Below are 13086 nucleotides of genomic sequence, written 5' to 3' on the forward strand. Positions count from 1 at the left end.
CTTCTTGCGCTCCTTCCGCACCGGAACAGGGTGCGCGCTCAGGATCGACACGCGGTTGAACGCGCCGATCGCGACGGCGATCCAGATGATCACCGAGATCTGTTCCTCGGACCAATGCTCGCGCGCGATCTCGTATTCCCGATCGGTGCGCTCCTCGTCGGGCAGGGTGGTGACGGCCTCGGCCAGCCCCAGCGCGGCCCGGTCGGCGGCCGAGTACGTGCCGCCGCGCCGCCAGGCGGGCAGCACCGCGATCTCCTGTGCCGACAAGCCGGCGCCGAGGCCCGCGTGCTCGTGCACGTCGAGGCAGTACGGGCAGCCGTTGATCTGGGAGACCCGCAGATTGATCAGCTCGATCAGCCGCCGCTCGATCCCCGCGGCCGCCGCGGCGGCGCGGATCTCGGCGGCGGTCGCGCTGAGCGCTTTGAAGATCGCGGGGTGCTGCTTGTCGATCCACACGCGGTCGTGGCGTTCGGTCACTCTCGCGATGCTAGCGCCGCGCGCCGCGGCCCGTCGGACCGCGGCGCGCCGACGGCTATTCCCGACCTGCGGAGGTGAAGGACATGTCGGCGTAGCGGTTGCCCGCCACTTGCCCGGCGATCGGCTCCAGCGTGGCGAGCTCCTCGGCGGTGAGCCGCACCGTGGCCGCCGCGACGTTCTCGGCCAGTCGGACGCGCTTGCGGGTGCCGGGGATCGGCACCACCGGCAGGCCGTGCGCCTCGGCGCGCGCGTGCACCCACGCCAGCGCCGCCTGGGCCTGGGTGATCCCGTGCGCCGCGGCGATCGCGGCCAGCGGGGCGAGCAGCTCGGCGTTGTGCTCGGCGTTGTCGCCGGTGAAGCGGGGCTGGAACCGGCGGAAGTCCTTGTCGCCGAGGTCCTTCGCGGTGCGGAACGCGCCGGTGAGGAAGCCACGACCCAGCGGCGAGTACGGCACGAACGCCACGCCGAGTTCGGCGGCGGCGGGCACCGCGGTGCGCTCGACGTCGCGGGAGAACAGCGACCACTCCGACTGCACGGCCGCGATCGGGTGCACCGCGTGCGCGGCGCGCAGTTCGTCGCCGGTCACCTCCGAGAGCCCCAGCGCGCGCACCTTGCCCGCCGCGACGAGTTCGGCCAGCGTGCCGACGGTCTCCTCGATCGGCGCCCGCGGATCGCGCCGGTGCATGTAGTACAGGTCGATCGTGTCGATGCCGAGCCTGCGCAGGCTCGCGTCGACCGCGGCGCGGATGTAGCCGGGGGAGTTGTCGAAGCCGCGGTAGGCGGGGTCGTCGGCCTTGCGCACGATGCCGAACTTGGTCGCGATCACCAGCTCGTCGCGATGGGCGCGGACGAACTCGGACAGGAACTCCTCGTTGTGGCCCGAGCCGTAGATGTCGGCGGTGTCGAACAGGGTGACGCCGAGTTCGAGCGCGTGCTCGAGGGTGGCGCGTGATTCGGCCGGATCGGTCTCGCCGTAGAACTCGCTGATGCCCATGCAGCCCAGGCCCTGCACGCCGACCAGCGGGCCGCCGGTGCCGAGGGTGGTGGTGGGCAGCGTCGCGGTGGTGCTCATGTATCGGTTCCTTCGCTCGTGGACGCGGTGCGCGTGGCCGGCCGGTCGGCCTCGGATCTGCCCTCGTAGATGGCGATCTTGTAGTCGAGGACGGCCACGGTCTGCTGGAGTTCCGCGATCTTGTCGAGCACGTCGGACCTGGTCTGGCGGAACATCGCGAGCCGCTCCGGGTAGGTCTGCTCACCCGCCTTGACCAGTTCGGCGTAGCGGATCATGTCGGCCACCGGCATGCCGGTCATCCGCAACCGCTTGATCAGCGTCAGCCATTCCAGGTCGCGGTCGCTGAAGCGCCGGTTGCCGGTGTGGTCGCGGCCGACGTAGCTCATCAGCCCGATCCGCTCGTACCAGCGCAGGGTGTCGCGACTGAGGCCCGATCGCTCGGCGACCTGGCCGATCGAGTATCGCGGGCGTTCGCGATCGTCGTCCCCGGCGGTGCTGCGCAGGGCCGCGTCCTGATCCATCGTGCTCGTCCCTTTCTCGTGGAACCCCACCGACGCTATCCACCTGGAGTGCGCTCCAAGCAAGACTTATTCTCGCGGGACGAGCGAATTCAGTTGTACTTCGGCAGCTCCTGCACGGCCCACCGGTTGCCGTCGGGGTCGGCGAAGAAGGTGAACAGACCCCAGCCCATGTCCTGCACCGGGCTGGCCTCCACGCCCGCGGCCACGAGCTGCTCGTAGGCCTGCTGGGCACTGGGGACGACCATCTGCATGCCCTCGACGCTGCCGGGGGCCGCACTGGTCAGGCCGCGGCCGATGCAGATCGAGCAGCCGGAGCCGGGCGGGGTGAGCTGGACGAAGCGGATGTCCGGGCTCGGGGTGTGGTCGTGATCGGCGTTGAAACCGATGCTGGTGTAGAAGTCCTTGGCCCGATCGACATCGGTGACCGGGATGGCAACGAGTTCGATTTTCCAATCCATGCCGTTCAGCATGGCACCAGAGGCCGACAGAAACGTAGTGTGGATCACATGGCAGGTAAGGACATCGACCGCGTCAGGGCCCGATCGGCCTGGGAGACGGTCAAGGAGAGCCCGGTGATCACCGCGATCGCGGTGGCGCCGGTGGTGCTGGTGCTCGGCGTGGTGTGGTGGCTGACGAACGGTTTCGTCGCCTTCGTGCTGCTCGCCCTGCTGGGGGTCGGCATCGTCGTCGGCGGCAAGCTGCTCAAGTAGCCGCGTCCGCCCTCAGCGGGGCACGTGGAAGTACGTGAGTTCACCCGAACCCGGGTCCAGCTGTGCCCACAGCCGGTCGAACTCGAGCACGGCCAGCGCCGAGGTGGGAAATTTGCGGCTGAGCTCGGTCGCCTGATCGGAGTCGCGATTGGCCGCGAGTTCCCAAGCGGTCCACGGGATTCCGGGCACGTGCCCGACGACGAGCAGCGTGCCGACGGCATCGTCGGTGAGCTGGACCAGCTCGATCAGGGTGTGCGGGTTCGCCTCGTAGATGTCGTCGGTGTACTCCACCGGCGCATCGATCCCGGTCGCGGCGAGCGTCTGCCTGGTCCTGGTGGCGGTCGAGCAGCGCACGGCGTCGATCGGCGGCTGGGTGGCCCGCAGCCAGTCACCGGCCAGGGCCGCCTCCCGCTGCCCACGCGGCGCCAGCGGGCGGGCGTGATCGCCGACACCGTCGGGGTATGCCGATTTTCCGTGCCGCATGAGGATCAGGGTCGCCACCATGGGAACCACCGTAATCCCGACCGCCGGTGAGGTAGCGGTCACACTCGAGGCACACTGAAAGCTGCGTCACCGTAGATGTGTTCGTGGCACACCCGCCGCGGGCCCGCCACGGACGACGTCTCGAGCCACCGACCACACATTTCGAGGATCTGCACACTATGGCCTACGTCATCACGCAGCGTTGTTGCAACGACGCCAGCTGCGTCACCGAGTGCCCGGTCGACTGCATCCGTCCGACCCCGGATCAGCCGGAATTCGCCACGGCGGAGATGCTGTACATCGACCCCGACACCTGCATCGACTGCGGAGCCTGTGTCGACGCGTGCCCGGTGGACGCCATCTTCTCCGAGGACGACCTGCTCGCCTCGCTGGCCAGGTACCGCGAGATCAACGCCGCCTACTTCCAGCGCCACCCGCTGGAGTCGAACTTCGATCCGCTGGCGACCCCGACCCGTCCGCCCAAGGACCTGGGCACGCTGCGCGTCGCGATCGTCGGCGCCGGCCCGGCCGCCTGCTACGCCGCCGACGAACTGCTGCGCCGCAGCGACGTCGAGGTCGAGATGTTCGACCGGCTGCCGACCCCGTGGGGTCTGGTCCGGGCGGGCGTCGCGCCCGATCACGCGGGCACCAAGAACGTGGCGAACATGTTCGACTCGGCCTTCCGCCGCGAGACGCTGCAGTACTACCTCAACGTCGAGGTCGGTCAGCACATCGACCATCAGGAACTGCTCGATCACCACCACGCGGTGATCTACGCGGTCGGCGCGTCCAGCGATCGCAAGCTCGGCGTGCCCGGCGAGGACCTGCCCGGCAGTCACTCGGCCACCGAGTTCGTCGCCTGGTACAACGGCCACCCCGACTTCGCCGATCGCGAGTTCGACCTGTCGGGCGAGCGCGCGGTGATCGTCGGCAACGGCAATGTCGCGCTCGACGTCGCCCGCGTGCTCACCGTCGACCCGGACGAGCTCGCCAAGACCGACATCGCCGACCACGCCCTGGACGCGCTGCGCAACAGCAACATCCGCGAGGTGGTGATCCTGGGCAGGCGCGGCCCGCTGCAAGCCGCCTACAGCACCCCGGAGTTCCTGTCGCTGACGCACCTGAAGGGCGTCGACGTCGTCGTCGATCCGGCCGATCTGGCGCTGGACCCGCACAGCCAGGCGCTGCTCGACGACCCGAACATCGAGCCGTCGCTGCGGCTGAAGTACACCCTCGCGCAGGAGTACTCCACCGCCGAGCACGACCCCGCGCACAAGCGGATCGTCTTCCGCTACCTGACTACGCCGACCGCGGTGCACGGCGAGGACAAGGCAACCTCGATCGAGTTCGCGCACAACGAACTGACCGAGGAGAACGGTCAGCTCGTGGCGACCGCCACCGATCGCACCGAGTCGCTCGACACCGGTCTGGTGCTGCGTTCGATCGGTTACCGCGGCGTGCCGATCGCGGGTCTGCCCTTCGACGAGCGGCGCGGCACCGTGCCCAGCGAGCACGGCCGGGTCATCGAGGCGACCGAGCCGGTGCCGGGCGTGTACGTCTCCGGCTGGATCAAGCGCGGCCCGCGCGGCGTGATCGGCTCCAATCGGGTCGACGCCGAGGAAACGGTGGAGGCGCTGATCGCCGACTTCATCGCGGGCAAGCTCACCGCGCCGACCGGTGACCGGGCGGCGCTGCAGGCGCTGCTCGCGCAGCGGCAGCCGGAGCTGGTCGACCGGAAGGGCTGGAAGACCATCGACCAGGCAGAGAAGGCCGCGGGCAAGGCGGCGGGCAGGCCGCGGGTCAAGTTCACCACCCGCGCCGATCTGCTCAAAGCGGCCAAGGGCTAGCCGAGGCAGCCCCGGTCCGCGCGGCGGGCCGGGGCTACTCCGGCAGGGGCATGATCCGGACGACGGTCGTGGTGATCCCGCCGACCACGAACCACAGCCGCAGCACCGGGCGGCCGGTCCGGTCGCCCGATTCGTAGCGGCCGCGCACCGTGATGTGCTCACGGGCCAGCACCGGGGCCACGTATTCGATGACCGCGCGGTGCGGTCCGGCGACCAGCTTGGGGTAGTCGACCAGGAACTGCTCGACCGCCTGCCAGTAGCAGGTGTGGTTGACGTGGTTGTACTGGTCGATATCGGTCGCGCGGACCGGGAACGGCAGATCGGTGTCGGACTCGCGCGGGGCCGGATCGGTCAGGTAGGGCCGCCAGCGCAACCGGTGCTCGTCGGTGGATCGGGCCAGGTAGGCCAGGCCCTCGTCGCTGATCCGGGCGGGCAGATTGCTGGACTCGCTGAGGTTGATCCAGAAGCCCTCGGTCTCGATCAGCCCGCCGCCGTCGCTGGTGATCCGCGTGCGCATGTTCGTCCACCGGGTCGACATGCTCGAACACCAGCGGGTCAGGTGCACCTGGTCGGGCCAGGTGACCGGCCGGATGACGTCGATGACGGTGCGGCGCACGATCCAGGTGGGGTCGGTCCGATGCAGGGCCGTCTGATGCAGTTCGTCCCAGGAGATGTCCTGCAGATAGCGCGCCACGGCATCGAAGCGCAGCCGGTGATAGGGATCCACATCGCCAGCCCGGACGGGCCACGCCGCGGCGAAACCCATGCCCTCCTGGGGAAGCGGGGCCAGTGGCTGATCGAGTGACACGTGTGCTCCTTGCACGGCGCACCAGGTGTGCCGCGACTTCTTGCGTAGTTCTGCTGACGACTTTACGGGGCGCAGATCACACCCTCGCGCGGAGCCGGGGCAAGCGGTATCGAATTCCACCGGCTCCCGGTAGCCTGCAGGAATGGCCGGCGGGGCGATGGCGGGCTCGATGTTCGGGCGCTATGAATTGCGCAGACTCCTCGGAGTCGGCGGTATGGGGGAGGTCTACGAGGCCTACGACACCTCCAAGAATCGCACTGTCGCCGTCAAGGTGCTCAACCGCGATCTGGCCAGAGACCCCGTCTACGTGCAGCGATTCCGCCGGGAGTCGCACGCGATGGCGAGTGTGCAGGAGCCGCACGTCATCCCGGTGCACGACTGGGGTGAGGTCGACGGTGTCCTCTACATCGACATGCGGCTGGTCAAGGGCACCGATCTCAAGGACCGCCTGCAGCGGCACGGCAGGCTGACGCCCGGTGAGGCGGTGCAGGTGGTCGAACAGATCGCCGCCGCGCTCGACGCCGCCCACGAGATCGGCCTGATCCATCGCGACGTGAAGCCCGCCAACATCCTGCTCACCAGCAGCATGTTCGCCTACCTGGTCGACTTCGGCATCGCGCACACCGACTCCGATCCGCAGCTCACCAGCACCGGCAGCGCCGTCGGCTCGATGGCCTACATGGCGCCGGAACGCTTCGAGGACGCGCCGCTGACCGCCGCCGTCGACACCTACGCGCTGACCTGCGTGCTCTACGAGGCCCTGGTCGGGCGGGTCCCGTACCCGGTGAACAGCCTCGCAGGCGCGATCGGCTCGCATCAGATGGCGCCGCCGCCACGGCCCAGCGCCGTGGACCCGGCCCTGGAATTCTTCGATCCGGTGATCGATCGGGGCATGGCCAAGCGGCCGGGACAGCGCTACGCCACTCCCGGTGACCTGGCTCGCGCGGCCCGCGCCGCGCTGGTGCAGGGCGAGCGCGCGGCGCCGCGCACCGCGCCGGGCCCGCAAGTGGCGGCGGCGACCGTGGTCGGCCCGCTGACCGGGCCCCGGTCCTACGACACCGGTGAGCCGCCACCGCCGACGGTGTCCGGTCCCCAGGTGGTGGTGCCGCAGGCCGCCGGCCCGCAGCCGCAGTGGACGCCGCCGCCGGGCTATCGGATGAACGGTCCGCAGCCCACCCGGCCCGGCGGATACACCCACCCCTCCGCGCCGCTGCCGCTGCCGCCGCGGCGCGGTTCGTCGACGCCGATCCTGGCCGGTGCGCTGGGCGCGCTGATCGTGGTTGCGGTGGTCGGCGCGGCGGTGTGGATCATGCTCAGCGTCGGCGACGACAAGCAGCGGACCATCGCCGATCCGCCGATCACGACCACCGGCGACGTGGTCCCGCCGCCGGTGATCGAGACGGTCAGCCAGACCGTCCCGACCACCCGGAACGCGCCGACCCCGACCCCGACGACGGTGCCGCCGCTGCAATCGAGCGTCTCCGGCGCCGACGGCCAGGGCTTCCTGACCAGCCCGCGCTGCAACGACAACGACGCCGCGATGACGATCGCGCGCACCACCGGCTCCCGTGTCGTCATCTGCCACACCGGCGACAACCGCTACTACTACAAGGGCGCGCGCGCCAGCGACGGCCTCGGGATCGAACTCGACGACCCGGTGCCGACCGGCGGTGGTGGTTTCACCGCGACCAATCCGACCGACGGCACGCAGTATCAGCTCAGTTCGGCCGGACTCACCATCGTCAAGGGCGGCTCGGTGCTGGCCAGCGAGTCGGTGACGGAATTCGCCCATCGCTGATCGGTCCGCCGGGATATGTTCGCGGTAGAGGGTGTCACCGAGAGAGGTTCTGGAAAATGCGCGCAGCCCAGGTCGGCAAGCTGGATGGTCCGTCGGCGATCGAGATCGTCGAACTGCCCGAGCCGGTGGCCTATCCCGGTGGGGTCCTGATCGACGTGCACGCGGCGGGCATCGCCTTCCCGGATGTGCTGATGACGCGCGGCCTGTACCAGATGAAGCCGGGCCTGCCGTTCGTCGTCGGCGGCGAGGTGGCGGGGGTGGTGCGCGAGGCGCCGGAGGGCTCGGCGCTGCGCCCGGGTGATCGTGTCGCCGCCCTGACCATGCTCGGCAACGGTGTCGCCGAGGTGGCCGTCTCGCCCGAGCACGCCGTGTTCAAGCTGCCGGACAACGTCTCGCTCGACGCGGGCGCGGGCATTCTGTTCAACGACCTCACCGTCCACTTCTGCCTGACCAAGCGTGGCCGGATCGCCCAGGGCGAGACCGTGCTGGTGCACGGCGCGGCGGGCGGCATCGGCACCTCCACCCTGCGCATGGCCAGGGCGCTGGGCGCGGGCCGGGTGATCGCGGTGGTGAGTACCGAGTCGAAGGCGCAGGTGGCCAAGGCCAACGGCGCGACCGACGTGGTGCTGGCCGAGGGCTGGCTCGCCGCGGTGAAGGAGCTCACCGAGGGCCGTGGCGTCGACATCGTGCTCGACCCGGTGGGCGGCGACCGCTTCACCGACAGCGTCCGCTCGCTGGCCGGTGGCGGCAGGCTGCTGGTCGTCGGTTTCACCGCGGGCGAGATCCCGACGGTGAAGGTGAACCGGCTGCTGCTCAAGAACGTCGAGGTGGTCGGGGCCGCGTGGGGCGAATGGGTGATGAGCCACCCGACCTACCTGGCCGAACAGTGGGCCGAGGTCGAGCCGCTGCTGGCCTCCGGCGCCATCCCCGCGCCCGAGCCGGTGCTGTACCCGCTGGAGAAGACGGCCGAAGCCGTTGCGGCGCTGGACAACCGGACCGCCACCGGCAAGGTCGTCGTGCGGCTGCGCTGAGCGGACGGTGCCCGCTCGTCCCGGCGGCGGTCGGTGGCGGGCGGTACTGTCCATGTCGTTCGCCGGGTCGTCGAAGGAGCCGCATGCAGCTGTCCAATCGGGTACTCAACCGGACGCTGCTCGCCCGCCAGCACCTGCTGGAGCGCTCGACGCTGACCGCCGCGCAGATGTGCGATCACCTCGTCGGTCTGCAAGCCCAGGATGTCCCGCCGCCGTTCGTCGGATTGTGGGGGCGGATCGCCGATTTCGATCCCGCCGTGGTCTCGGCGGGGCTCGAGGATCGCTCGCTGGTGCGGATCACCCTGATGCGCGGCACGATTCACCTGGTCACCCCGCCCGACGCGCTGCGCATCGCGCCGCACATCCAGCCGGAGCTGGAGAAGGTGCCGTTCCGCAAGGGCTTCAACTACGGCGCGATGGTCGGCCTCGAGCCCGACGAGGTGCGCGCCCACGGCGAAGCGGTGCTCGGTGCCGAGCCGATGTCGGCCACCGCGCTGCGCGACGAAGCGGCCAGGATCTATCCGGATCGCGACCCGGGCGCGATCGTCCAGACCTGGCTCTATCAACTACCCGTGCTGCAAACACCGCCGCGCGGGCGCTGGCGCGACAACAGCAGGCCGGTGTGGTCGCGGGTGCAACCCTGGCTCGACGCACCCCTCGACCCGAGCTATCCGGTGGCCGAACTGATCCTGCGGTATCTGCGCGCGTTCGGCCCGGCGAGCACCATGGACATGCAGGCGTGGTCGCGTCTGCCCGCGATGAAGCAGGCCGTGGCCGCGCTGGGCGATCGGGTCCGCACCTACACCGACGAGCGCGGGCGCACCCTCTACGACGCCGCCGACCTCACGCTCGCCGACCCCGATCTGCCCGCGCCGGTGCGGCTGCTCGGCTGGTACGACAACGCCCTGCTCTCGCACCAGGATCGTTCGCGGATCGTCGGTGACAGCTCCGCGCCGCCGTTGCGGGCCTTCGCCGCCAACGTCTCGCCGGTCCTGATCGACGGCTTCCTGGCCGGTCTGTACAAGATCTTCGTCAAGTCCGGCACCGCGCGCCTGCGGATCAGCCCGATCCGGCCCTGGACGAAAGCCGAAGTCGCGCAGGTGGAATCGGAGGCGGCCGGGCTGCTCGCCTTCCTCGAACCGGAATCTGCCCCGGCCGTGGAGATCCTGGCGCCCGGTGCGGACGTCCGCCCGTGACACGGGTTTAACGCCGTGGCAACACCGGCTTCCTAGGGTCGGTGCCACGACGTTCATGGCTGCAACGGACGACGTGCTCCGCTGAACCGGGCGGGCGAACCAGCCGCATCCCAGAAGAGGTGCGCGCATGGGTTCCCCCGCGTCCGTCGTCATCACCGATGTCACCGTCTACACCGAACAGGGCTGGGCGCCCGGCGAGGTCGTCGTCCGCGACGGCGTCGTCGTCGCCCTGCGGGCGGGCCCCGAACACGCCGACCTGCCGCGCTTCGACGGTGGTTCCGGCTACCTGCTGCCCGGCTTCGTCAATACCCACACCCACCTGCAGCAAGCCGTGCTGCGCGGGGTCGGCGAGGGCCTGCCTCTGCTCGAATGGCTGCGCTGCGTCGGCGAATTCACGGTCGCGGCCACCCCCGAGCGGACCTATCTCTCGGCGCTGGCCGGCGGCCTGGAGCTGCTGCGCAGCGGGGTCACCACGGTGGTCGAGCACATGTGGCCGAGCCCGTCGGACGAGATCCACCAGGCGATGATCCGGGCGCTCGACGAGCTCGGCATCCGCGTCGTCCTCGGGCGCGGCCTCGCCGATCGGGCCGACAGCACTCGTAAGTGGGGCCTGGATCCGCGCCTGATGCAGCCGCTGGACGAGGCGCTGGCCCACGTCGACGCCCTCGACAAGCAACTGCTCGGCACCCGCATCAGCACCGCGCTGGCCGTGCCCAACCCCCGCTGCCTGACCCCGGAGGGGATGGCGGCCACCCGCGAGTACGCCCAGGCGACGGGCAAGACGGTGTCGATACATGTTCTGGAGACCACCACCGACGAGGAGATGTGCCGATTGCATGCAGGCGCCGGTGCCGTCGACTACCTCGACGCGAGCGGTTTCCTCTGGGATCGCACGTTGGCGGTGCACTGCGTCAACCTCGACGCCCACGGCCGCGCGCTCTTCGCCGAGCGCGGGGTGGCGGTGTCCTACAACCCGGTCTCCAACATGCGCCTCGGCAGCGGCGTCGCCCCGGTGCCGGAGATGCTGGCCGCAGGCATCGAGGTGACTCTCGGCGTCGACGGCGCCGCCAGCAACGACACCCAGGACATGCTGCTGGCGCTCCGTCTCGGCGCGTTCCTGCAGCGTGCGGCCAACAAACAGGCCGACCTGCTCGGCTTCGCCGACATGCTGCACATGGCCACCGGCGCGGCGGGCCGCGTCCTCGGCAGGCCCACCCGCACCGGCGTCGCCGTCGGCGACCGCGCCGACCTCACCCTGGTCCGCTTCGATCGCGACTTTGCCTGCCTGCCGGTCCTCGACCCCGGCGCCAGCCTGCTCACGGCCGCGTCGTCGCGGGTGATCGACACCGTCTGGGTCGACGGCGAGGCCGTGATCCGCGACGGCGTCAGTACCCGAGTCGACGCGCAGGACCTGGCCGCGCGCCTGGTTCGCATGCGCTGATTGTTAATACGCCAGAAACGAATCACACATTGCATGTAATTCAGTCAATTTACACTGATATTGATCTCAAGTTGCACGCAACATCGACAACCCGCAGGAGAAGGTGATCACGGTGACGCTCTACGACACGGTGAACGACGCCGACGCGAGGACGCTGCTGTCCGGCCTGGAGGTCTCCTTCGCCGGCGTCGGCAAGCGCTTCGGCGGCGAGGAGGGCACGCTCGCCCTGACCGAGATCGACCTCGACATCCGCGAGGGCGAATTCGTCGCGGTGGTCGGCCCGTCCGGCTGCGGCAAGTCGACGCTGCTGCGCCTGGCCGCCGGACTCGAACCGGTGAGCGAGGGCGCCGTCGCGGTCCGCACGGACTCGATCGGCTTCATCTTCCAGGAGGCCACCCTGCTGCCGTGGCGCAAGGTCCGCCGCAATGTCGAGCTCTCGGCCGAACTGGCCGGTGTCGACCGGACCGTGCGCCGCGAACGCGTCGGACGGGCGATCGCGGCGGTCGGGCTGGCCGACTTCGCGAACAAACTGCCGCACCAGCTCTCGGGCGGCATGCGTATGCGCGTCTCGCTGGCCAGGGCACTCTCGCTGGAGCCACGGCTGATGCTGCTCGACGAGCCGTTCGGCGCGCTCGACGAGATGACCAGGCTGAACATGCAGGAGGAGCTGCTGCGCCTCTACCGCGACAACGCCTTCACCGCGTTGTTCATCACCCACTCGGTCTCCGAGGCGGTATTCCTCGCCTCGCGTGTGGTGGTGATGTCGGCCCGGCCGGGCCGCGTCCACGAGGTGATCGACGTCGACCTGCCCTACCCGCGCGATCGCGAGCTGCGCTTCGATCCCGCCTTCACCGAACTTGTCTCGCGCATCTCGCGCGCGCTGAAAGAGGCTGCCTGATGGTCAGTATCGCGGCCCGAGCCGTCGCCCCCGCCCGTCCGCGCCCGGCACTGCCGGTGTCGCAGGTCCGCAAGCTCGCCCGCGCCCTCGTCGCGCCGACGGTGTCCATCGCGCTGGCACTGGCCGCCTGGTACGCGGTGTCGATGCTGGTGCTCAGCGAGGGGCGTCGCTTCCTGCTGCCGCCGCCGCACGTCGTGTTCAGCGAATCGCTCGCCGACCCGGCCAAGCTGGCGGTGATGGCCGAAGCGCTGGCGGTCACCGCCCGGGTGGCGCTCACCGGTCTGCTGATCTCGGCGGTCCTCGGCGTCGCCATCGCGGTGCTGATGAGCCAGGCCAAGCCGATCGAGCAGGTCGTCTACCCGTATGCCGTGGTCCTGCAAGCCATTCCGGTGCTCGCGGTGGTCCCGCTGATCGGGCTGTGGCTCGGCTACGGCTTCGCCGCCCGCACCACCGTCTGCGTGCTCATCGCCATCCACCCGATCATCGCGATGACCCTGTTCGGCATCAAATCCGTCGACGCCAACCTGCAGGAACTGTTCACCCTCGGCCGGGCGGGCAGGCTGCGCAGGCTCTGGTCGCTGCAACTGCCCGCCGCGTTGCCCTCGACGCTGACCGGATTGCGCACCGCCGCCGGGCTTTCGGTCACCGGCGCGATCATCGGCGACATGTTCTTCGCACAGGGCAAACCCGGCATCGGCACCCTGCTCGACACCTACCGCGCCCGCCTGCAATCGGAGGACCTGATCGGTGCGTTGCTGCTGGCCGCGCTGTTCGGCGTGCTCGTGTTCACCGTTTTCACCGTGGTGCAGAAGGTCAGCGTCGGCCGCTGGCACAACTCCGCGCACTAGCTCGTCCCCCTGCACA

13 protein-coding genes and 1 pseudogene are annotated in these 13086 nt (G+C 69.9%); 8 read left to right on the forward strand and 6 right to left on the reverse strand.

Annotation, left to right across the window (positions count from 1 at the left end; all coding sequences use genetic code 11):
• Nucleotides 1-15: 15 nt before the first annotated feature.
• From ATM97_RS34530 to ATM97_RS20410, 4 genes and pseudogenes are all read right to left on the reverse strand, one after another.
• Nucleotides 16-477, reverse strand: a pseudogene (locus ATM97_RS34530) (carboxymuconolactone decarboxylase family protein); the annotation flags it as partial.
• Between the two features lie 55 nt (nt 478-532).
• The gene (locus tag ATM97_RS20400) at nt 533-1549 is read right to left on the reverse strand and encodes an aldo/keto reductase (protein WP_218719630.1); all 1017 of its coding nucleotides are present in this window, start codon (nt 1547-1549) and stop codon (nt 533-535) included.
• Nucleotides 1546-2010 (reverse strand): MerR family transcriptional regulator, encoded by a 465-nt coding sequence (locus tag ATM97_RS20405; protein ID WP_218719631.1) that lies wholly within the window; start codon nt 2008-2010, stop codon nt 1546-1548. Before ATM97_RS20405 ends, ATM97_RS20400 begins: the two co-directional genes overlap by 4 nt.
• Before the next feature lie 89 nt (nt 2011-2099).
• The gene (locus tag ATM97_RS20410; RefSeq protein ID WP_218719632.1) at nt 2100-2468 is read right to left on the reverse strand and encodes a VOC family protein; all 369 of its coding nucleotides are present in this window, start codon (nt 2466-2468) and stop codon (nt 2100-2102) included.
• A 48-nt stretch (nt 2469-2516) separates the two neighbouring features.
• Here ATM97_RS20410 and ATM97_RS20415 point away from each other — a divergent pair, with 48 nt between their 5' ends.
• Complete coding sequence (locus tag ATM97_RS20415) at nt 2517-2720, forward strand: hypothetical protein (RefSeq protein WP_218719633.1); 204 nt, start codon at nt 2517-2519, stop codon at nt 2718-2720.
• 12 nt (nt 2721-2732) lie between these two features.
• Here the strand turns inward: ATM97_RS20415 and ATM97_RS20420 are convergent, their stop codons facing one another.
• Nucleotides 2733-3224: a histidine phosphatase family protein gene (locus tag ATM97_RS20420; protein WP_218719634.1), complete on the reverse strand. Its 492-nt coding sequence runs from the start codon at nt 3222-3224 to the stop codon at nt 2733-2735.
• 158 nt (nt 3225-3382) lie between these two features.
• On the opposite strand from ATM97_RS20420, the gene ATM97_RS20425 reads away from it, so the two are divergent.
• Nucleotides 3383-5050, forward strand: coding sequence for an FAD-dependent oxidoreductase (locus ATM97_RS20425; RefSeq protein ID WP_218719635.1), 1668 nt, complete (start codon nt 3383-3385; stop codon nt 5048-5050).
• A 34-nt stretch (nt 5051-5084) separates the two neighbouring features.
• On the opposite strand, the gene ATM97_RS20430 is transcribed toward ATM97_RS20425, so the two are convergent.
• The gene (locus ATM97_RS20430; RefSeq protein ID WP_218719636.1) at nt 5085-5858 is read right to left on the reverse strand and encodes an acyl-[acyl-carrier-protein] thioesterase; all 774 of its coding nucleotides are present in this window, start codon (nt 5856-5858) and stop codon (nt 5085-5087) included.
• A gap of 142 nt (nt 5859-6000) precedes the next feature.
• Here ATM97_RS20430 and ATM97_RS20435 point away from each other — a divergent pair, with 142 nt between their 5' ends.
• The 6 genes from ATM97_RS20435 to ATM97_RS20460 all read left to right on the forward strand — a co-directional run bounded on the left by ATM97_RS20435 (nt 6001) and on the right by ATM97_RS20460 (nt 13070).
• Nucleotides 6001-7656: a serine/threonine-protein kinase gene (locus tag ATM97_RS20435; RefSeq protein ID WP_218719637.1), complete on the forward strand. Its 1656-nt coding sequence runs from the start codon at nt 6001-6003 to the stop codon at nt 7654-7656.
• A gap of 56 nt (nt 7657-7712) precedes the next feature.
• Nucleotides 7713-8687, forward strand: coding sequence for an NADPH:quinone oxidoreductase family protein (locus ATM97_RS20440; RefSeq protein ID WP_218719638.1), 975 nt, complete (start codon nt 7713-7715; stop codon nt 8685-8687).
• An 83-nt stretch (nt 8688-8770) separates the two neighbouring features.
• Entirely contained in the window at nt 8771-9883 is a 1113-nt protein-coding gene (locus ATM97_RS20445; protein WP_218719639.1) for a winged helix DNA-binding domain-containing protein, read from the forward strand.
• A 127-nt stretch (nt 9884-10010) separates the two neighbouring features.
• The gene (locus tag ATM97_RS20450; RefSeq protein WP_218719640.1) at nt 10011-11324 is read left to right on the forward strand and encodes an amidohydrolase family protein; all 1314 of its coding nucleotides are present in this window, start codon (nt 10011-10013) and stop codon (nt 11322-11324) included.
• A 112-nt stretch (nt 11325-11436) separates the two neighbouring features.
• Nucleotides 11437-12222, forward strand: coding sequence for an ABC transporter ATP-binding protein (locus ATM97_RS20455; RefSeq protein WP_218719641.1), 786 nt, complete (start codon nt 11437-11439; stop codon nt 12220-12222).
• On the forward strand, nt 12222-13070 hold the full coding sequence (locus tag ATM97_RS20460) for an ABC transporter permease (protein ID WP_218719642.1): 849 nt from the start codon (nt 12222-12224) through the stop codon (nt 13068-13070). Before ATM97_RS20455 ends, ATM97_RS20460 begins: the two co-directional genes overlap by 1 nt.
• Nucleotides 13071-13086 lie beyond the last annotated feature (16 nt).

This window comes from Nocardia sp. MH4, assembly GCF_019266065.1.
GTDB classification, from domain to species: Bacteria; Actinomycetota; Actinomycetes; order Mycobacteriales; family Mycobacteriaceae; genus Nocardia; species Nocardia canadensis.

Coding starts and splice junctions, on each gene's coding strand:
- ATM97_RS20410 (WP_218719632.1), bottom strand. CDS start 2,468: ATGGATTGGAAAATCGAACTCGTTGCCATCCCGGTCACCGATGTCGAT.
- ATM97_RS20460 (WP_218719642.1), top strand. CDS start 12,222: ATGGTCAGTATCGCGGCCCGAGCCGTCGCCCCCGCCCGTCCGCGCCCG.
- ATM97_RS20435 (WP_218719637.1), top strand. CDS start 6,001: ATGGCCGGCGGGGCGATGGCGGGCTCGATGTTCGGGCGCTATGAATTG.
- ATM97_RS20450 (WP_218719640.1), top strand. CDS start 10,011: ATGGGTTCCCCCGCGTCCGTCGTCATCACCGATGTCACCGTCTACACC.
- ATM97_RS20440 (WP_218719638.1), top strand. CDS start 7,713: ATGCGCGCAGCCCAGGTCGGCAAGCTGGATGGTCCGTCGGCGATCGAG.
- ATM97_RS20415 (WP_218719633.1), top strand. CDS start 2,517: ATGGCAGGTAAGGACATCGACCGCGTCAGGGCCCGATCGGCCTGGGAG.
- ATM97_RS20420 (WP_218719634.1), bottom strand. CDS start 3,224: ATGGTGGCGACCCTGATCCTCATGCGGCACGGAAAATCGGCATACCCC.
- ATM97_RS20445 (WP_218719639.1), top strand. CDS start 8,771: ATGCAGCTGTCCAATCGGGTACTCAACCGGACGCTGCTCGCCCGCCAG.
- ATM97_RS20425 (WP_218719635.1), top strand. CDS start 3,383: ATGGCCTACGTCATCACGCAGCGTTGTTGCAACGACGCCAGCTGCGTC.
- ATM97_RS20405 (WP_218719631.1), bottom strand. CDS start 2,010: ATGGATCAGGACGCGGCCCTGCGCAGCACCGCCGGGGACGACGATCGC.
- ATM97_RS20400 (WP_218719630.1), bottom strand. CDS start 1,549: ATGAGCACCACCGCGACGCTGCCCACCACCACCCTCGGCACCGGCGGC.